Genomic DNA, 17842 nt, shown 5'->3' with positions numbered 1-17842 from the left:
CGTTGTTGGAAACGCTAGGCGTGTCCTCATCGCTTATCAAGGGGGCGGGTCGCTTATCAGGGAGTGCGGCAGTCCGCCACCACCGCGACCGCCCTCCTCAGTGCCGGGTCCGGATCGGCAGCCCATCGCGCGAGGACCCGCTCGGCACGGAGGCGGTTCTGTCCATCAAGGCGCTGAACCAGGGGCCACACGACGTGCCGGGCCAACGGATCCGTCAATTCCTGGCTGCCGGCGTTCCGGAAGAAGCCTTCCAGGCGGGTCAGGTCCGTGTTGTCCAGCAGCGGCGCCTTCGACTGCAGCAGAACCACCGCCGCAAGCCTCCGCTCAAAGACGGGCTCAGCCCAGAGTTCCGAGCTCAGCGCCGTGATCTGGTCATGGTCCAGGTTTTTGTAGCGTTTGAGTGCGTCCCGAACGGTTCCGCGGACAGCACCGACGGAGGCCCCGTAGACCTTTAAGCCCGGACCTACCCGCTCGCGGATCGCGAAGGCCTTCTCCCACGAGGACTCGCGCTGCAGGGTGTAGTCGATGAATTCACCGGCATCACTCACACGCCTATTCTGTCAGTGCCTCCGCCTAGCGTGGTTCCACCAGCCACCGACAGGAGAATCATGCCCTCGCAGGAGCTTGCCGAAACCGAAGCATCCTTCCCGGGAGTACCCCCGGCCTCGTCCATGCCCAGCTGGTACCCGGTTCTGTTTCAGACGGTTGCCAAGGAGGTGCACGTTGGGCGGACACGCGCGGCCGCGGCCGCCAACAGTGAACTGCTGCAGTCCTATTGGAGCATCGGGCGGCAACTTGCCGAGCGGGAAACTGAGCAAGGGTGGGGCGCCAAGGTCGTTACACGGTTGTCGGCAGATATCCGTACTCGCTTTCCCGAGGCCAAAGGCTTCTCCCCCAGGAACCTGCGGTACATGAAGAGCTTCGCCCAGGCCTGGCCGGACTTCCCGATGTTGCAAGCGCCGCTTGCAACATTGCCCTGGTACCATCAGATCGCCCTGTTGGAAAAGCTCGACGACGGCGCCACGCGGCTTTGGTACGCGGCGGCAGCTGCCCAACACGGTTGGTCGCGCAACGTCCTGGTCCACCAGATCCAAACGCGCTTGCACGAGCGCTCGGGCCAAGCCATCACCAACTTCGCGTCCACCATGGTTCCTGCTGATTCGGACCTCGCACAGCAGGCCACAAAAGATCCGTACGTCTTTGACTTCCTGGCCATGACGGACAGGCATTCGGAGCGGGAGCTGGAGCTGCAATTGGTGAAGCACGTTGAAAAGTTCCTGCTGGAGCTGGGGCAGGGTTTCGCATTTGTGGGCGAACAGGTCAGGCTGGAGATCAACGGGGACGAGTTCTTCGCCGACCTGCTCTTCTACCATCTCAAGCTGCGCTGCTACATGGTTATTGAGCTCAAAGCCGTGAAGTTCGAACCCGGTTTCCTTGGTCAATTGGGCATGTACATGGCAGCCGTTGATGACCTGATGGCACACCCGGACGACAAACCCACCATTGGCCTGCTGTTGTGCAAGGAAAAGAACAGCGTGGTGGCCGAGTACGCGTTGCGGGGCTTCAACACCCCCATCGGCATTGCTGAATGGCGCACTTCCCTGGCCGACTCCTTGCCGGACGAGATCGTCTCCAGCCTGCCGAGCATCGAAACCTTGGAGGCTGAGTTGGCCAGCGAGGCAGAACGCTTGGGTGGCTAGGTGCTGGGTGGCTAGGGGGCTGGCGTCCGGGCTCAGACGATCAGCCGCCCGGAGGCTGGCTGACCTGGCTGAAGTCCGGTGGTGCGACCAGCCACAGACTGCCTTTGATGCAGTCCTTCTCCGTCCAATTGTCACGTGGCGCATTGACGTGCCCGCCGCCGAGCTCAAACTCGGAGCCTGAACGGACCACAGGATGCTTGTCCGCGTCGACGACTTCGAAGGCTTTGCCGTCTCCCTGCGCGGAATAGCCCTGGGGCCACACCATCGTGTACACATCCGACTCAATACCCCCGGGATGCGCGTAGACGCAACCGTTCGCATCCACGCTCAATGTGCCCGTGAAACCCGCGTCCATGGCGCTGTCCTGGGGTGCATCTACCGTCACCAAGCGCAGCTTGGGCTGCAATGAAGCTGATACCAGGGAGGGCTCGGAGGACGGCGAGGGCCCCGCGGTCGGAGCCGAGCAGGCACCCAGCACAGTTCCGATTGATACCGCAAATCCCACAATGACCGGCCCCGCCCAGCGCGCTTTCATGGTGGGACTCTACCCGCCCCTCGACCTCTCAGCTATCGATCCAAAAATGTCAGTGCCTCGTGGCATCGTAAAGATATGAGCGAAGGCCGGGAGTTGGTAACCACACCACCGGCCCTTGTGCTGTCCGATTTTAAGGACTCTCTCAGCGCCGGCACCATCAGCAAAGACCTCATAGATCAGCTTCGTGTTCTGGAGGATATGAAGTCGGCCATCTCGGCGTTGCAGGCCAGAGTCGCGGTGGCGTTCGATCTTGCCCAGCGGCAGGAACAGGCCGACGCCGGAGTCCCAGCCACCGAACAAGGCCGCAGCACCGCTGCCCAGGTGGCCCTCGCCCGCCGTGAATCACCCAACAAAGGCTCACGGCTCCTCGGCCTGGCGAAAGCCCTTGTCACTGAAATGCCTCGCACCCTCGCCGCCCTTCAAACCGGCAAACTCAACGAATGGCGCGCCACGCTCCTCGTCAAGGAAACTGCCTGCCTCTCCGCCGAGGACCGCTGCGCCGTGGACGAAGAACTCGCCGCGGACACTGGCACGTTCGACGGCGCCGGTGACAAAACCATCATCAGCACCGCCAGGGCAGCTGCCTACCGCCGCGACCCCCGCTCCATCACCCAACGCGCCGCCCACGCCGCCACCGAACGCAATGTCAGCCTCCGGCCGGCCCCGGACACCATGACCTACCTCACCGCGCTGCTGCCAGTCGCTCAAGGAGTTGCCGCCTACAAGGCCCTGACCCAAGCCGCCGCCACAGCCCGCAGTAACGGAGACACCCGTACCAGAGGGCAAGTCATGGCTGACACCCTCACCGAACAACTTACGGGCACACGGCACGGCTACACCGGCATCGACCTGCATCTGATCATGACCGACCGCACCCTGCTCCAAGGCGACTCCACCCCTGCTCGTCTCACCGGCTACGGCACTGTCCCCGCCGAATGGGCCAAGAACTTGCTCACCACCGAAAGAAGACCCACCGACCAAACCTCCGGCGGAGGGACAAGCAACCCGGGTCCCGAATTCAACATCTGGCTCCGGCGTCTCTACACCGCACCCGCGACCGGCGAACTCCTGGCCATGGACTCACGGGCCAGATTCTTTCCCGCAGGCATGCGACGCTTTATCGACACCCGCGACCACCTCTGCGCCACCCCCTACTGCGACGCGCCGATCCGACATTACGACCACATCGTTCCCTGGGCCTCAGGCGGCAAAACCACCCTCAGCAACGCCGCAGGACTCTGCGAGAACTGCAATCACACCAAACAAAGCCCCGGTTGGACCACTAAGCCCATCCCGGGCGCCAGACACACCCTTCAAGTCACCACACCTACCGGCCACAACTACCACTCAACCGCCCCACCGCCACCGGGACACGAGGGCGTCAGCTCGCGGGATCGTACTGGAATTCCCTGAGTTCCTGGGGGCAGCGGCATGCCACAGCGATCTTTGCCGCCCACTCAATGGCGTCTTCGCGCGACGGCAACTCCAGCACGGTGTATCCGCCGTTAGGGACCGTGTGCCCAGGATAGGTGCCCGGCTCCACCATGCCGTCGCCCGAGACCCGCACGGGTGCAACGTCTTCATTGATCCCGCCGCCGAAGACGTAGACTCCTGCTTCTTTGGCTTCCTCAATGACTGCGCGGGCAGCATCAGCGACGGCTTGGAACTCCCCTTCCGGAATCATCATGGCTTCGCCGGGGAATGAGATCAGGTACTTGGTCATGCTGGCTTCCGTCGGTTGGGCGCTGAAGTAAATAAACAGCTTCTGGCGAGACTCTAGTATTTCTCTTCGCTTCCTTGACTGCGCTGGCGCAGAACCCGCCCCGAAAGGCCGTTGGTCAGCTGGTCCGAAAACAATTTTGCGCGGTCCAGAGTCTCATTGCCCATACGCCGAGCAGCGTCGATGCTCTCGGCTCCAGCGTCAAGAGCTCTATCCTTCGCCGTCTTTGCCCGACCGACCGTTTCCACGCCCATCCGACGCACAGCGGTCGCGCCTTCGGCGCCGGTTTCAAGGGCCCTGTCCCTAAGCTCGGTCGCCGCCTCCGTCCATCGCTTGGCTTCCCAATCCCGATGCACTTCTTTCAGGCCAAGAGTCCCGTTGAAGTCGGTGACTCCCGCTGCAAGCTGATTACTGGAGAAAACAACCGCTCGACTTGCAGCAGGGTGCAATAACACTTTGGAATTTGCCGTCTGAGCCGCTGTTGCCATTCTCGCCAGCAGGCGCTCTGAGCACTGCGATATCAGCTTCAGGCGCTGTTCACGGGCAGCTTTCAAGCCGAGTCGATGCTCGTCGAGTTCCTCCGGAGAAGTGTCCAGCACCCGATCGAGCTCAAGCAGGGCGAGGGCATCTTGAAGTTGGAAGCACCGTGCCAGAACGGCCAGCCACTCCCTCGCCTTGGGCTCGATTTCATCCAGCGTGTCGGCCAGGTCGCCGAGCCTGCCCTTGACCCCGACTTTATCTGCGAGCGCATCCAGCTGACGAAGCGCATATCCTTGGGTGCTCTTAAGCGTTGCTGAAGTGGCTTGGACTTTCGACCATGTCGTCTCCGAGACCCGACCCACATTTTCCCGTATGGTCAGCGCCTCTTCGATTTCCAAGTCCACGCCGATCATGGCAGCGAACACAGCGTCTTTCTGTGCCCGAAGCAGATCATCGACCTTCTCATCGATCGCCGCTAAGTAGTCGCTGATCTCATCCATAGCTTGTTGCATTGCAATCTGGGACATGATGCCAGCAGCGCCAGAAAGCACTGCGGGATTGGTGATCATCGCTCCGGGCACTTTCGCGAACTGGACTATCCCCTTGATTTGACCGCCCTTTGCCTGCACAACACCTAAGCCAAGGCCGGTCGCTTTGCTTTTCATCAAGCCATACTTCTTGACGAGCTCGGCAGATTCCTTGGTCATCTTGACCCAACGGCCGGAATTAGCTGCAAGTTCTGAACTGGCTTGAAGTACACCAGCTGCAGCACCCAAAGCGGTACCGAGGCGCTGAAGTCCGAGTTCCCTGGACTCAAGGCCCTCAGAGCTAAGGAACGTCTCGACGGCAGCCGGCTCGCCCAGCACAGCTAAGCCATCTCCATCACTGATCAGTTGAATCTCGCCATCCATGGGTCTCTCCAAGGCTTCAGTAGTTCTACTTAGTGCTGAAAGAGCCGAGGCTCCTCTGCTGTGCCGTCTTCAGTGTCCCGCATGATGATGCAAGACATTGCCCGCCACGCTGCACCGCTCCGCTGCAGCGTGGCGAGGGAAACATGCCTTAGTCGGGATTTGGATCCGTGCGGCTTCCCTCAGCGGCGGATCGGAGATCATCACCGTTGCAGGGCCGGGGCGATTGTCGGCGAAGAGACTCATGCCTGCTTTCCTCCGGGGCCTTGATCGCGCGCAGCCATCCGCAGCAGAGTCAGACTCATCGCAAAGGGCCCTTTAGTGGTCAAGAGCGTCGTAGTGGTGCTGGTTAGAGTCCTCGTCGGTGCCATAGCCGTAGTGGGCTTATCGAATCTGACTGAAATCAGCCCGTCCAATCTCAACGGAACGATCGAAGCCAGCCGGCCCTGATGAAGTCGATCAAAGATATCAACCAAACCCATGCCGCAGCGGACAACATTAAAGCGGACGATAACGTCCCAGGCCTTCCTTCCGTTATTGCAGGACTTCGCACGAACGAAACGACCCCGCATGCCGTGCATGCGGGGTCGTTTTCTGCCCAAGCGGTAGCCCAGTTTGTTCGGGAAAGTTTTAGTGGTTTTCCATAAGTAGCTCCCGACTGACAGCCCTTAGAACTCCCAGTCCTCATCCTCAGTGTTGACAGCTTTGCCAATAACGTAGGAGGAGCCCGAGCCGGAGAAGAAGTCGTGGTTCTCATCGGCATTCGGGGAAAGTGCCGACAGGATGGCCGGGTTCACGTCGGTGACGGAGGCCGGGAACATGGCCTCGTAGCCGAGGTTCATGAGGGCCTTGTTGGCGTTGTAGTGCAGGAACTTCTTGACGTCCTCGGCCAGGCCGACGCCGTCATAGAGGTCGTGCGTGTACTGGACTTCGTTTTCGTACAGCTCGAAGAGAAGCTCGAACGTGTAGTCCTTGATTTCCTGCTTGCGGGCCTCGGAAACCTTCTCCAGACCCTTCTGGAACTTGTAGCCGATGTAATAACCGTGCACGGCCTCGTCACGAATGATGAGGCGGATGAGGTCGGCCGTGTTCGTGAGCTTGGCGCGCGAGGACCAATACATGGGCAGGTAGAAGCCCGAGTAGAAGAGGAAGCTTTCCAGCAGCGTGGAGGCCACCTTGCGCTTGAGGGGATCGTCGCCCTGGTAGTAGTCCATGACGATCTGCGCCTTCTTCTGCAGGTTCTCGTTCTCGAGCGACCAGCGGAAAGCGTCGTCAATCTCCTTGGTGGAGCACAACGTGGAGAAGATGGACGAGTACGACTTCGCGTGCACCGACTCCATGAAAGCGATGTTGGTGTACACAGCTTCTTCGTGCGGGGTCAGCGCATCCGGAATCAGGGAGACAGCGCCCACGGTGCCCTGGATGGTGTCCAGCAGGGTCAGGCCCGTGAAGACGCGCATGGTCAGCTGCTGCTCTTCCGGAGTCAGCGTGTGCCAGGACTGGACGTCGTTGGACAGCGGCACCTTCTCCGGCAGCCAGAAGTTGTTGACCAGGCGGTTCCAGACTTCCACGTCTTTCTCGTCCTGGATCTTGTTCCAGTTGATGGCCTCGACGTGCGTCAGCAGCTTGACCTTCTCGGTCATGTGTTTCCCTTCACCGATGGTTTGCGCGCTAGAGCAGAGCGGCTTCTAGCTCCCAATCCTAGCTGCACAAGCCCTCATTTGTAGCTCTTATAGGTACGTAAGTGGGCGTGTTCACACGAGCGCGCATTCCGTGCCGCACACACGCAAACACGACTATGAGCGGACTCGTGAAAGCGAGTCCGCTCATAGTCGTGAGGAACCAGAAACCCTTCGGATTCCTGTGCGCTACTTCGACTCTTTGACCGTAGTCAACGGGTGCGACTTGCCATACTTCGGCGTCACATAGCGACCGGTCTTGGCGCTGCGGTAAGAACCCTTCGCCATTAGCATTACCTCCTCCCTGTCGAGTCGTGATTTAGCACACTTGGCGCCCTAGAGCGGGCGGACAGTGATGCGGATGGTACGGCGGATCGTAGTACGTACTCGCGCCAATGCCATCACCTCCTTAGGCGGTATGCCCGGACGGAGGGTCGTCGACAGACGACCAAAAACTCCTGTAGACTCGACAGTCCAACTTGCTATTGGAACCGTCTCGAATCCGGGACTTTCTTGAGGGGCCGTGTTAGCCGCACGGCCCCTCAATTCTTTTAAGCGTCAAGTTCGGTGTCTTAGCTTCGCGCTACTTAGTTGAATATTCAACTAAAGCATGCACGAAACGCAGCCCTCCACCTCAGTCCCTTCCAGCGCGAGCTGGCGGAGACGGATGTAGTAGAGGGTTTTGATGCCCTTGCGCCATGCGTAGATCTGCGCCTTGTTGATGTCACGCGTGGTGGCGGTGTCCTTGAAGAACAGCGTCAGGGACAGGCCCTGGTCCACGTGCTGCGTGGCAGCGGCGTATGTGTCGATGATCTTCTCGTAGCCGATCTCGTACGCATCCTGGTAGTACTCCAGGTTGTCGTTGGTCAGGTACGGAGCCGGGTAGTAAACGCGGCCGATCTTGCCTTCCTTGCGGATTTCGATCTTGGCGGCCACCGGGTGGATGGAGGACGTGGAGTTGTTGATGTAGCTGATGGAACCGGTAGGCGGAACTGCCTGGAGGTTCTGGTTGTAGATGCCGTGCTCCATGACCGAGGCCTTGAGCTCGCGCCAGTCGTCCTGGGTGGGGATGTGGTGGCCGGCGAAGAGTTCGCGGACGCGCTCGGTAGCCGGAACCCATTCCTGCTCCGTGTACTTGTCGAAGAATTCACCGGAAGCGTACTTGGACTTCTCGAAGCCGCCGAACGTCTGGCCGGTCTCGATGGCCAGCTTGTTGGAAGCACGGAGGGCGTGGAACAGCACCGTGTAGAAGTAGATGTTGGTGAAATCCAGGCCCTCTTCGGAGCCGTAGTGGACCCGCTCGCGGGCAAGGTAACCGTGCAGGTTCATCTGGCCGAGGCCGATCGCGTGGCTCTGTGCATTGCCCTGGGCGATGGACGGCACGGAGTTGATGTAGGACATGTCGGACACGGCACTCAGTGCACGGATGGAGGTCTCGATGGAGAGGCCGAAGTCCGGGGAATCCATGGTCTTGGCGATGTTCATGGAACCGAGGTTGCAGGAAATGTCCTTGCCAACAGTCTCGTAGCTGAGGTCCTCGCCGTAGATGGACGGGGTGGAAACCTGCAGGATCTCGGAGCAGAGGTTGCTCATGGTGATCCTGCCGTCGATCGGGTTGGCCCGGTTCACGGTGTCTTCGAACATGATGTACGGGTAGCCGGACTCGAACTGGATCTCCGCGAGGGTCTGGAAGAACTCGCGGGCGTTGATCTTGGACTTCTTGATCCGGGAATCGTCCACCATCTCGTAGTACTTCTCCGTGACGGAGATATCGGAGAAGGGCACGCCGTAAACGCGCTCGACGTCGTACGGGGAGAAGAGGTACATGTCCTCGTTCTTCTTCGCGAGCTCGAACGTGATGTCCGGAATCACGACACCCAAGGACAGGGTCTTGATACGGATCTTCTCATCCGCGTTCTCGCGCTTGGTGTCCAGGAAGCGGTAGATGTCCGGGTGGTGCGCGTGCAGGTACACAGCACCGGCACCCTGACGGGCACCGAGCTGGTTAGCGTAGGAGAAGCTGTCTTCGAGGAGCTTCATCACGGGGATGACGCCGGAGGACTGGTTCTCGATCTGCTTGATCGGGGCACCGTGCTCACGGATGTTGGTCAGGGACAGCGCAACACCGCCGCCACGCTTGGAAAGCTGCAATGCGGAGTTGATGCCACGGGCAATCGACTCCATGTTGTCCTCGATGCGCAGGAGGAAGCAGGAGACGAGCTCGCCGCGCTGGGCCTTGCCGGCGTTAAGGAATGTGGGGGTGGCCGGCTGGAAGCGGCCGTCGATGATCTCGTCCACCAGGCGCGTGGCGAGCTCTTCGTTGCCCCGGCCGAGGTGCAGGGCAACCATGCAGACGCGGTCTTCATAGCGCTCAAGGAAGCGCTTGCCGTCGAAAGTCTTCAACGTGTAGGACGTGTAGAACTTGAAGGCGCCAAGGAAGGTCTCGAAGCGGAACTTCTTCTTGTAGGCGCGGTTGAAGAGGTCACGGATGAAGTTCATCGTGTACTGGTCGAGGGTTTCACGCTCGTAGTACTGGTTCTTCACCAGGTAATCGAGCTTCTCTTCCAGGTCGTGGAAGAACACGGTGTTGTTGTTCACGTGCTGCAGGAAGTACTGGTGCGCGGCTTCGCGGTCGGCTTCGAACTGGATCTCTCCGTTCGGGCCGTACAGGTTCAACATGGCGTTGAGCTCGTGGTAGCCCAAGCCCTTATAAGCCTCGGGCAGTGGCTTCTTGGCCGATTCCACGGCGCTTCCGGCTACATCTGTTTCTGCGACAGTCGTGTCCAAAACTTTTCCAATCCGTCGTTGACACGGATGACGTCTTCCGGCGTCCCCATGAGTTCAAACCTGTAAAGATGCGGCACCTTGCATTTGGCGGCGACGATGTCCCCGGCTGCGCAATAGTTGTCCGCGAAGTTGGTGTTCCCCGCACCGATAACACCGCGGATCAGTTCCCTGTTCCGCGGGTTGTTCAAAAACCTGATGACCTGCTTGGGCACAGACCCCTCGCCGTTGGTACCGCCATACGTGGGCAGCACCAGGACAAAAGGTTCAAGGGCTTCGAGCGGGGCGTCCTGGGCGTAGAGGGGAATGCGCGCCGCATCCCTGCCCAGCTTTTGAACAAAGCGTTTGGTGTTTTCCGAAGTGGAGGAGAAGTAGATGAGGTGACTCCTCGTGGTGACAGCTTCCGTCGCTTTGCGTACGGTTGCCGCTGCCAGCGGTGCCATGGGAGTCACCTCGACTACATAGGAATTCTTAGTGTGTTGCAGTGGTGTAGGTCCAAGACCTTTAGGCCACGGAAGAGGAAACGGACTGGGCCAGTTCCTCGATCTTGTCCGGGCGGAATCCGGACCAGTGGTCCTGTTCGGTGACCACGACCGGAGCCTGCATGTAACCCAGTGCCTTCAGGCGTTCCAGGGCCTCTGCATCCTGTGAGATATCGACGCTCTGGTAGGCGATACCCTTCTTGTCGAGCGCACGGTACGTCGCGTTGCACTGAACACAGGCCGGCTTCGTGTAAACCGTAACGGTCATGATCACTGTCCCCTTAGTTAAAGTCTGTTGCTTGGGCTGGCTTCCTGCTCAATCCGTAAATCGATACTACATGTAGTGCATGCACCCCACCGGGACCCCAAGATGATGTATTACAAGTATGTCATTCAATCCACCGGTAGTCCACAGGCAGAGGCCCTCAAAATGTCCGGGATTCCGCCGAAGTGAGAGATGAAATCCACAAGCTGTGGAGTACTTAGCCACATTTAATCTCCAGCGTGTCGCCGCCACACGGCGTGTCGTGACACTTTGAAAACTGTGGTCCGGGCAACAGCAAGCTTTGCTGTCGGTAGACATCGGGAGTACGGTGTCCGAGGTGCCCACAGGCGTGCACTCCCCAGCAAAGCCGGGGCAGAACGAGCAAAAGGACAGCTGATGGTCAACCTTCTCCATCTCCGAACGCTTTTGGAGGTCACCCGGCTGGGTTCGTTCGCGGCAGCAGCAGCACAGCTCGGCTACACAGCCTCCGCCGTGTCCCAGCAGATGGCGGCGCTGGAACGGGACACGGGAGTTGAGCTCTTTCAGCGGTCAGCCCGCAGCGTAGTGCCGACGGAAGCCGCACTGACCATGACCCGCCATGCTTCCAAGGTCCTGACCGACGTCGAAGCCTTGATGGCTGCCGCATCCCGGACCAACGACTCCCCCGCCCAGGAACTGCGGCTCGGCATTTTTCCCAGTCTGGCCACCTACGTCCTGCCCGACATCCTCCGCAACGAACGTTGGAACGGCCTGGGCATCGAACTCAAAGTCTCAGTAGCCGAACCCGCCCAAACAATTCAGGGTCTCAGGAGCGGCGGCGAGCTGGACGTGGCTTTGGTCTATCAAGTGGGCCAGTCCGGCCTGGCCTGGCCGCATTCGCTGGAACGCCAATGGATCGGCGACGACGACTTCCGCGTAGTCCTTCCGGCCTCGTGGAAAATCCGCGAGGACGCCGACATCGAAGCCGCGCACCTTTCCGATATGCCGTGGATCGTGCACCACCCCGGAACAAGTGACGCGCTGGTGATTGAGCGCCTGTTCGCAAGCTGCAACCTGCACCCGCGCGTGGTGGCCTACAGTGACGACTTCCACGCCAGCCTCGAAATGACCGCTGCCGGACTTGGCGCGTCGCTGGTTCCGGAACTGGCGCTGCGCAACCGGCCGTCCGGCGTCGTGGTCCTCGACGTCCCGGACATCCGGCTGGCCCGTAACGTTTTCGCTTTGCTGATCAATGAAAAGCGGACGGCGCAAGTGCAACTCTTCACCCAGCTCCTCGCCGATACTCTTCGCGGGACCACCGGCAGGAGCGGGTTGGCGCCGTTGAAATCCGCACCGGCCAAGGCTTCCCCGCGTCGTCGGTGAAATATCCACAAGTTGCTGGAACCCTCTGCTTGATCGGGGTTAGATTGATCACATGGGCAAGGTAGCGAGCAAATATTTTGGGGAGATAGAGCTCAACCACGGGCGGGACCACTGCTTTGAGGCCAAACATGACCTGAGTGGCGCTCCGCTTCGGCTGGACTTGAATGTCACGGCGCACGACCATTTCGACGAGGCCGCGCTGCGCAAAATGGACTACCGCCTGAGGTTCCTGCCGGAACTGGTGGACCAGGTCCGGGAAATGATCGCCGAGGAACTCGACCAGGACGGAACCAACCCCCAGCAGTTCCTCCACTTCCACTGCTCCCAGCTCAAGGAAGAGCAGTTGGAGTCCGTCTTCGGCGTGCGCGACAAGTCCCAGCTCACCAACGACGTTTTCCTCAAAGCCCTGAAACTGGGCCATGTGGCTATCTATCCGGGTCAACCCGAGCGCTATTTCGTGCTTGATTTCACGCTGGGCTCGCACTTCACGGATGAAGTGCTGGTAGTGGCCGCGGATGAGGACGGCGTGGTGGATGACGAGATTCTTTGGGAATAAAACTGCTCACCGCGAAGGGTGTGTCAGATAGCGAATTCCTCGTGGCGGACCGGCTCAGGGGTGCGTGACACCGGCTGAGTACGGAACGTCGGCCTCGCTGGGCGTGGCAAGGCAAGCTTGTCCAGGACGTCCAGCGCGTGGGCGTGCTCGTTGAAGGTGTACAGGTGAATGCCGGGCGCACCAGCGTCCAGTGCCGCATTGGCAAGGTCCACCGTGGCGGCCACACCAATCCGGCGTTGCTCGGCTTCGGTGTCCGCCGCGGCCAAGCGGTCCATCAAGTGCGCTGAAGGGTCGACGCCGGCCAGCTCACCAAGGCGCTTCAAGCGCCTGAGGCTCGTGAAGGGCATGACCCCGGGAATGATGGGAATGGTTACCCCTGCCCGCCGTGCCCTGCTCACCAGGTTCGAGTACTCGTGTGCTTGGAAAAACACCTGGGTGATGGCAAAGTCCGCGCCGGAACGCTGCTTGGCCAGGAGTACTTCAACATCATGTTCAACGCTGGGCGACTCGGGATGTTTGGCGGGGTAGGCAGCAACCCCCACGGCGATCTTTCCCGCACAGAGCAACGCGGTGCGGCGCTGCTCAACGCGGCGGATGAGCTCAATGAGGTCTTGCGCGTACCTGAGCGAACCGCTGGGCGGAGGCGTGCCGTCCTGCGGCAGGTCCCCCCGCAAAGCGAGGATTCCGCGAACGCCGTGGTCAAGAAGTTCGGCAACAATGTCGGCCAGCTCGGCCGGGGTGTTGCCCACGCAGGTCAAGTGCGCCAACGGCCGGAGCGTGGTTTCAAGCAGCAGCCGGTTGATCAGGTCGACGGCGGTGTCCCGGTTGGAACCGCTGGCACCGTAGGTCACCGAAACGTAGTCGGGATCGGTGGCTTCCAGTTCGCGGATGGTGGTCCACAGGGTTTCTGCGGCCTTCGGGGAACGCGGCGGGAAAAGTTCGTAGGACAGTGCCACGGGAGCGGTTGCTGCGGAAAGGTTTGAATGAGTGTCGGTAAGGCTTGGTGGCGACATTTGCGTCCTCGGCTGTTCGTCATCGAACGTCTACCCATGGACCACACGGGCCGTCGGAAGATGATCGGTGAATTGAGTTTGGGATACACGAAAAGGGCCCCAGCAGGCCGCAGCCGCGACTGTTACTCCTGGAGTGAATCTTTCCGTGTGCAAATGTCAGGCCCACATGGGGGCACCCACACCCTCCTCACCACCCTTGCGGGGCGGATCCAAAGGAGGATCGCTGACACGTTACCGAGGTAACTTGATGACGACTCTAGGACGGCAGCCCCCTCTCTTCAACTCGGGCGCCGAATTAAGACGCACTTTTACGCCTTACCGTGGATACTTCGTGAACTATATTCGCCGAAGGGTCACCAAGGCCTGTCCACACCCGGATTGTCGGGACCGTTGAGGTACCTGTCCCGGTCCTGGCCCTCCTGTCGCTCACGCTGTGCCTGCTCAGCGGACTCCTGCAGCTTCCGAAGCTGCTCCTGTTGCGGAGGAGCCGGCGACTGCCCGGGCGGAGGAGACGCAGCCGCCTCCGATGCGCCGCTGCCCGCTTTCTTGCGCACCAGTCGCGCTTCGGCCGAATCCAAAGCGTCGCCCTCACCGTCGGCGTTGGCCGGTCCCTCATGGCGGCACGCCGGAGGAGACTCCTGCACTACCGCCAGCGCTTCAGCGAAAAGCGCCCCGGCATCCGGCGTCTGCGCTTCGGCTGCCGCATCTCCCAACTTCTCAATGCTCAAGGCAAGGTTCACCCGGACCTTGCACTCATCAATTCCGGGATCCGCGGACAGTGCGGACGCAAAGTCCTTCCTCGCCGCAGCGAAGTCACCAGCCATGGCATGTGCGTCACCGGATGCGACATACGCCTTATGCGGTTCGAGCACGTTGGCGTAAAGCAACCACCCGGAAGTCCTGCCCAGGCTCTCCTCCTGTCGGGCGGCAAATGCATCGGATGCGCTTCCGCCCAGCACACCCACGCTCAGAAGCTTGGCGGCCACGGCGAGCGCCGCAACGGCCGGTACAGCGGACCACAGCGCGAGCCGCCTCTTCCGCCGTCGGGCATTGTGGCGGCTTCCTTCACGGGTGCCGGCGTCACGGGTCATTGTGTCCTCCCCGGGCGTAGGCTCCGCAGGGCGGCGGCGTGCCGCATGGGTTCGTGAAGGAGGAGCAGGAATGCCCCGAAGGCCATCAGCCAGTACAGCTCCGCCCTGCCCGGGCCGTCTTCCGTTGTGCCTGCGAGCGCTCCCGGCTCTGCTTTGGTGAGCAATTCACCGGTACCTTCGTCCCCGCTGCGGTGCGCGTAGGGCAGGTTGAGCTGCTCGGCGATGTTCCTGAGGGCGCCTTCGTCCAGCCGGGAAACGCCGTCGACGTCTTTCATGCGCCCGCCCTGGGCGGTGCCGTAACCGAGTACCGCTCCCCCGTTGATGCCGGCGGCGTCTACGGGCAGCCGTTCAGGGGGCGTGGCGGACGTGTTTTCGCCGTCGCCGGCGTAGAAGACCAGGGCGGGCCTTCCGGGTTGTTGCATCTGTGCGGCGGCCAGTCTGTCCTTGAGCAGCCTGCCTGCGCTGGTGATGCTGCTGCCCGCAGCAAATCGGGGCGCTTGGGGTTGCAGGGTGGCCATGGCGGTTTGGAGTGCGGTGGTATCCCGGCTGAGTGGCATTCGGACGGTTGCCTGGTTGTTGAAGGTGATGAGGCAGAACCTGGCTCCGGCCAGTTCCTTGGCGATGCTTGCCACGTCCTGTTTGGCACCGGCCAGCCGGGTTTCGCTGCCGTGGTAGTCCTCGGCGGCCATGCTGGTGCTTGTGTCCACCAGGATGAATACGTCCAGGTCGGCGGCCGCCGTGGTGCCTCCTGCCCCGGCCCACCCCGGGCGGAGAGCAGCAAGGAGCAGGAGTACGACGGCGGCGGTGCGGGTGATGGTGGAGCGCACCTGTTGCTTGGGTTGCTTACCGGACAGCACCAGCCAGGTACCGAATGCGAGGACGAGGAGCACCGCGGCTGCGAGGTAGGGCCATGGAACGATGGGGGCAAAGGTCATAGCCCGTGCCTCCATCCCAGCACCAGCAGGCCTACGCCGGCGAGCGCTGCAATGCCGAGGGGCCAGGCGGGGCTGTCCGTGATGACGGATACGGGCGCCGCGCGGTAGCTTGTGGCGTCGGTTTCCTGGACCTTGGTAACGATGCCGGGCACGGCCTCCGGGCTGTCCAGGGTGTAGTAGCCGCCGCCGGTGGATTGGGCTGCTGCCCTGAGCCGGGCACCGGGTTGATCGGCGTCGTCACCGTAGTCGAAATCGCCGGGGTTGATGGCGTGGACTTTGATGTTTTTTTGCTGCGCGAGGGCGGCTGCCTCCTCGAGGGTGAAGATGGGGTTCCCGGAGAGGAAGTTATCGGTCGCCAGGACCACTGACCGGGAACGCTGTGCTTCGCCTGTCCGGGAGCTGGTGCGGGGGTCGGCTTCAGCGTCGGGGAAGCTTTGGACGCACGAGGCCAGCCCGTCACCTATCAATGATGAGCCACCCCTGTTCCACGTGCCGTCAAAGAAGGCTCCGGCTCCGCTGTCCAAGGCTTTGCGGGCTTCGCCCAGTTGTTCAACGGCGTAGTCGTAGTCGTCGGTCAATGGAAAGAGCTGGACGCTGCTGCTGTCGAAAATGACCATGCCGATGCGCTCGCCGTCGAACTCTTCCGCGAGCCGCTGGAAGACTCCGACCAACGCGGCATCCGTGCTGGTCATGGATCCGGAGACATCGAGGCACAGCACAATGTCGCGGTTCCGCACTTCGGGTTGGTCGGTGGTCCGCTGTATTGGCCTGGCAGCGGCGGTCACTGCGCCGGCAAGGAAGATGGCGCTCAGTACCAGCGCACTGGTGAGTGCGCGCCGGTGGTGGCGCTGTGCCCGCTGGTATTCGGGCAGGGCGGTGAGTCGGTCCGTGTGCGCAACGGGCCGGTCCTTTTCGGCGCGCCGGCGCCGGTGCAGCAGCCAGGCCACTGCCGCGGCAACTGCGGCCAGCGGCAGCATCCACCAGAATGTCAGTTCCATTCCAGCACCGCCCGGCGTGCTGCGTCCGCGGATTCACGGATGGACGCACTGGTTGTTGGTGCGAACTCCGCCGGGTAGATGCCTGCAACCGCCCTGGTGAAGGGCGCGAGGCCGCCGCCTTCCAGTTCGGCAAGCGTCATGTGCGTGGCCGGTTGCTTCGTGACCGCTGATGCGAAATCGCGCACAAGGAAGCTCAGCCTCTGGTGGGCGTCGCGCTCACCGAGGGTTCCGGCGTCGACGTCGGCTGCCACGGCGTCTATGGCCGCAAGGCACGATGCCCGCAGCCCCTCCACATCGGGAGGCGCCGCTGCGGTTACGGCCCTGCGTGGGGAGGGCAGGAACAGCCAGGCGTACCACGCGGCCACCACCACCAGCAGCACCACACCCAGCCACAACCAGACGTCCTGGTAGAGGAGCGGCCCGTAGAAACCGGAGTCATCCTGCATGTCTCCCCCTTCCGGCCTTATGGCGTTCCAACAGTGAGAAGACAGCAGCAAGGACTTCCCCGCTGCTGCCCGCTTGCTCCTCGGCAATTCCAAGACGTCGGAAGACCTCCCGGCGCTCCTCCTCCCGCCGGAGCATGGCAGCGGCGTAGGCGGCCCTGACCTCCGGTTTCGCGGCGAGGCCGGCGGGGATGGTGGACCCCTCCTCCACATCCCTGCTCGTGGCGGCGGGCCCCTCGACGGCAAGCACAGCGTCCTTGACGGTGAACCACAGAACCTCATGCCGCGCCGCCAGCCGTCGGAGGAGGTCCTGGGCACGCGCATCGGGCATGAACTCATCAGCCACCCCCACAATGAGCAGGCGCCCCTTCAAGTACCTCAGTGCGTAGTCGAGCTGTTGTGCCATGGCGCTCGCAGGGGCGTCCGGGGTCACGGCATCGTGCACCCGGCGGAGGAGGCGTTCCAGCTGGTCTTCGCCGCTCTTGGGCGGCACGTAGTGCGTGCCTTCCAATGAGCCGTGCAGCAGGCCGACGTCGTCACCGTGACGCACCGCGAGGTATCCCAGCACGCCGGCCGCATCCACCACGATGTCCCGTTTGGTTTCGCCCGAGGCGGCCTCGGCTGCCATGGCCCGGCCTGTGTCCACCAGCAGCAGGACCGAATGCCGGCGCACGGCCGTGTACCGCTTGACCAGCGGTGATCCGTGCCGGACAGTTGCCTTCCAGTCGATATCCCGGATTTCGTCTCCCGGGACGTAGGATCGCAGGTCATCGAAGTCGAGGCTTCGGCCCTTGAACACGGAGCCGTATTCTCCGTCCAGGAGGGTCATGGTCTTGCGGTGGGCGAAGATGAACATCTTCGACTTCACGCGTTGAAGCAGGCTCGGCACCT

General features: G+C 61.7%; 18 protein-coding genes. 4 read left to right on the top strand and 14 right to left on the bottom strand.

Annotated elements, in window-relative coordinates; all coding sequences use genetic code 11:
* Window positions 1-56: 56 nt before the first annotated feature.
* The gene (locus HMI59_RS10220) at window positions 57-548 is read right to left on the bottom strand and encodes a DNA alkylation repair protein (RefSeq protein WP_193593560.1); all 492 of its coding nucleotides are present in this window, start codon (window positions 546-548) and stop codon (window positions 57-59) included.
* 60 nt (window positions 549-608) lie between these two features.
* Between HMI59_RS10220 and HMI59_RS10215 the strand changes: the two genes are divergently transcribed.
* Window positions 609-1700: a YhcG family protein gene (locus HMI59_RS10215; RefSeq protein ID WP_193593559.1), complete on the top strand. Its 1092-nt coding sequence runs from the start codon at window positions 609-611 to the stop codon at window positions 1698-1700.
* 40 nt (window positions 1701-1740) lie between these two features.
* Here the strand turns inward: HMI59_RS10215 and HMI59_RS10210 are convergent, their stop codons facing one another.
* Window positions 1741-2235 (bottom strand): hypothetical protein, encoded by a 495-nt coding sequence (locus HMI59_RS10210; protein WP_193593558.1) that lies wholly within the window; start codon window positions 2233-2235, stop codon window positions 1741-1743.
* A gap of 75 nt (window positions 2236-2310) precedes the next feature.
* Here HMI59_RS10210 and HMI59_RS10205 point away from each other — a divergent pair, with 75 nt between their 5' ends.
* Window positions 2311-3648 carry an HNH endonuclease signature motif containing protein gene (locus HMI59_RS10205; protein WP_193593557.1) on the top strand — a complete coding sequence of 446 codons (1338 nt, stop codon included), beginning with the start codon at window positions 2311-2313 and terminating at the stop codon, window positions 3646-3648.
* On the opposite strand, the gene HMI59_RS10200 is transcribed toward HMI59_RS10205, so the two are convergent.
* The 6 genes from HMI59_RS10200 to nrdH form a co-directional block, all read right to left on the bottom strand.
* Window positions 3617-3958 carry a YciI family protein gene (locus HMI59_RS10200; protein ID WP_071416549.1) on the bottom strand — a complete coding sequence of 114 codons (342 nt, stop codon included), beginning with the start codon at window positions 3956-3958 and terminating at the stop codon, window positions 3617-3619. The genes HMI59_RS10205 and HMI59_RS10200 overlap by 32 nt on opposite strands.
* Window positions 3959-4011: 53 nt before the next feature.
* Window positions 4012-5346: a hypothetical protein gene (locus HMI59_RS10195; protein WP_193593556.1), complete on the bottom strand. Its 1335-nt coding sequence runs from the start codon at window positions 5344-5346 to the stop codon at window positions 4012-4014.
* A gap of 665 nt (window positions 5347-6011) precedes the next feature.
* The gene (gene nrdF, locus HMI59_RS10190; protein ID WP_071416546.1) at window positions 6012-6986 is read right to left on the bottom strand and encodes a class 1b ribonucleoside-diphosphate reductase subunit beta; all 975 of its coding nucleotides are present in this window, start codon (window positions 6984-6986) and stop codon (window positions 6012-6014) included.
* A gap of 639 nt (window positions 6987-7625) precedes the next feature.
* A complete protein-coding gene (nrdE, locus tag HMI59_RS10185) occupies window positions 7626-9767 on the bottom strand; it encodes a class 1b ribonucleoside-diphosphate reductase subunit alpha (RefSeq protein ID WP_255527675.1) in 2142 nt (713 codons plus the stop codon).
* A gap of 11 nt (window positions 9768-9778) precedes the next feature.
* Entirely contained in the window at window positions 9779-10249 is a 471-nt protein-coding gene (nrdI, locus tag HMI59_RS10180; protein ID WP_021470661.1) for a class Ib ribonucleoside-diphosphate reductase assembly flavoprotein NrdI, read from the bottom strand.
* Window positions 10250-10310: 61 nt separating this feature from the next.
* On the bottom strand, window positions 10311-10556 hold the full coding sequence (gene nrdH / locus HMI59_RS10175; protein ID WP_031215987.1) for a glutaredoxin-like protein NrdH: 246 nt from the start codon (window positions 10554-10556) through the stop codon (window positions 10311-10313).
* Between the two features lie 393 nt (window positions 10557-10949).
* Here nrdH and HMI59_RS10170 point away from each other — a divergent pair, with 393 nt between their 5' ends.
* A complete protein-coding gene (locus tag HMI59_RS10170; RefSeq protein WP_071416545.1) occupies window positions 10950-11915 on the top strand; it encodes a LysR family transcriptional regulator in 966 nt (321 codons plus the stop codon).
* A gap of 52 nt (window positions 11916-11967) precedes the next feature.
* The gene (locus HMI59_RS10165) at window positions 11968-12471 is read left to right on the top strand and encodes a DUF2004 domain-containing protein (protein WP_021470664.1); all 504 of its coding nucleotides are present in this window, start codon (window positions 11968-11970) and stop codon (window positions 12469-12471) included.
* 23 nt (window positions 12472-12494) lie between these two features.
* Here the strand turns inward: HMI59_RS10165 and HMI59_RS10160 are convergent, their stop codons facing one another.
* The 6 genes from HMI59_RS10160 to HMI59_RS10135 form a co-directional block, all read right to left on the bottom strand.
* Window positions 12495-13484, bottom strand: a complete 990-nt coding sequence (locus tag HMI59_RS10160) for a methylenetetrahydrofolate reductase (RefSeq protein ID WP_193593555.1) — start codon at window positions 13482-13484, stop codon at window positions 12495-12497.
* Window positions 13485-13837: 353 nt separating this feature from the next.
* Complete coding sequence (locus HMI59_RS10155) at window positions 13838-14575, bottom strand: hypothetical protein (RefSeq protein WP_193593554.1); 738 nt, start codon at window positions 14573-14575, stop codon at window positions 13838-13840.
* Window positions 14572-15510: a VWA domain-containing protein gene (locus HMI59_RS10150; RefSeq protein ID WP_227471607.1), complete on the bottom strand. Its 939-nt coding sequence runs from the start codon at window positions 15508-15510 to the stop codon at window positions 14572-14574. Before HMI59_RS10150 ends, HMI59_RS10155 begins: the two co-directional genes overlap by 4 nt.
* On the bottom strand, window positions 15507-16508 hold the full coding sequence (locus HMI59_RS10145; protein WP_193593552.1) for a VWA domain-containing protein: 1002 nt from the start codon (window positions 16506-16508) through the stop codon (window positions 15507-15509). The genes HMI59_RS10150 and HMI59_RS10145 overlap by 4 nt, the downstream gene beginning before the upstream one ends.
* Entirely contained in the window at window positions 16499-16954 is a 456-nt protein-coding gene (locus HMI59_RS10140; RefSeq protein ID WP_071416540.1) for a hypothetical protein, read from the bottom strand. Before HMI59_RS10140 ends, HMI59_RS10145 begins: the two co-directional genes overlap by 10 nt.
* Window positions 16944-17840 carry a DUF58 domain-containing protein gene (locus HMI59_RS10135; RefSeq protein ID WP_193593551.1) on the bottom strand — a complete coding sequence of 299 codons (897 nt, stop codon included), beginning with the start codon at window positions 17838-17840 and terminating at the stop codon, window positions 16944-16946. Before HMI59_RS10135 ends, HMI59_RS10140 begins: the two co-directional genes overlap by 11 nt.
* Window positions 17841-17842 lie beyond the last annotated feature (2 nt).

Source organism: Paenarthrobacter sp. YJN-5 (assembly GCF_015040095.1).
GTDB classification, from domain to species: Bacteria; Actinomycetota; Actinomycetes; order Actinomycetales; family Micrococcaceae; genus Arthrobacter; species Arthrobacter ureafaciens.
Note: the sequence above shows the minus strand (reverse complement) of the source record. Positions and strands in the feature narration are given on the sequence as shown.

Excerpts from the sequence above, each read along its gene's own strand:
- nrdI (WP_021470661.1), bottom strand. The coding sequence starts at position 10,249 with ATGGCACCGCTGGCAGCGGCAACCGTACGCAAAGCGACGGAAGCTGTC.
- HMI59_RS10160 (WP_193593555.1), bottom strand. The coding sequence starts at position 13,484 with ATGTCGCCACCAAGCCTTACCGACACTCATTCAAACCTTTCCGCAGCA.
- HMI59_RS10145 (WP_193593552.1), bottom strand. The coding sequence starts at position 16,508 with ATGGAACTGACATTCTGGTGGATGCTGCCGCTGGCCGCAGTTGCCGCG.
- HMI59_RS10195 (WP_193593556.1), bottom strand. The coding sequence starts at position 5,346 with ATGGATGGCGAGATTCAACTGATCAGTGATGGAGATGGCTTAGCTGTG.
- HMI59_RS10170 (WP_071416545.1), top strand. The coding sequence starts at position 10,950 with ATGGTCAACCTTCTCCATCTCCGAACGCTTTTGGAGGTCACCCGGCTG.
- nrdH (WP_031215987.1), bottom strand. The coding sequence starts at position 10,556 with ATGACCGTTACGGTTTACACGAAGCCGGCCTGTGTTCAGTGCAACGCG.
- HMI59_RS10165 (WP_021470664.1), top strand. The coding sequence starts at position 11,968 with ATGGGCAAGGTAGCGAGCAAATATTTTGGGGAGATAGAGCTCAACCAC.
- nrdF (WP_071416546.1), bottom strand. The coding sequence starts at position 6,986 with ATGACCGAGAAGGTCAAGCTGCTGACGCACGTCGAGGCCATCAACTGG.
- HMI59_RS10215 (WP_193593559.1), top strand. The coding sequence starts at position 609 with ATGCCCTCGCAGGAGCTTGCCGAAACCGAAGCATCCTTCCCGGGAGTA.
- HMI59_RS10210 (WP_193593558.1), bottom strand. The coding sequence starts at position 2,235 with ATGAAAGCGCGCTGGGCGGGGCCGGTCATTGTGGGATTTGCGGTATCA.
- HMI59_RS10140 (WP_071416540.1), bottom strand. The coding sequence starts at position 16,954 with ATGCAGGATGACTCCGGTTTCTACGGGCCGCTCCTCTACCAGGACGTC.
- HMI59_RS10155 (WP_193593554.1), bottom strand. The coding sequence starts at position 14,575 with ATGACCCGTGACGCCGGCACCCGTGAAGGAAGCCGCCACAATGCCCGA.
- HMI59_RS10150 (WP_227471607.1), bottom strand. The coding sequence starts at position 15,510 with ATGACCTTTGCCCCCATCGTTCCATGGCCCTACCTCGCAGCCGCGGTG.
- HMI59_RS10205 (WP_193593557.1), top strand. The coding sequence starts at position 2,311 with ATGAGCGAAGGCCGGGAGTTGGTAACCACACCACCGGCCCTTGTGCTG.
- HMI59_RS10200 (WP_071416549.1), bottom strand. The coding sequence starts at position 3,958 with ATGACCAAGTACCTGATCTCATTCCCCGGCGAAGCCATGATGATTCCG.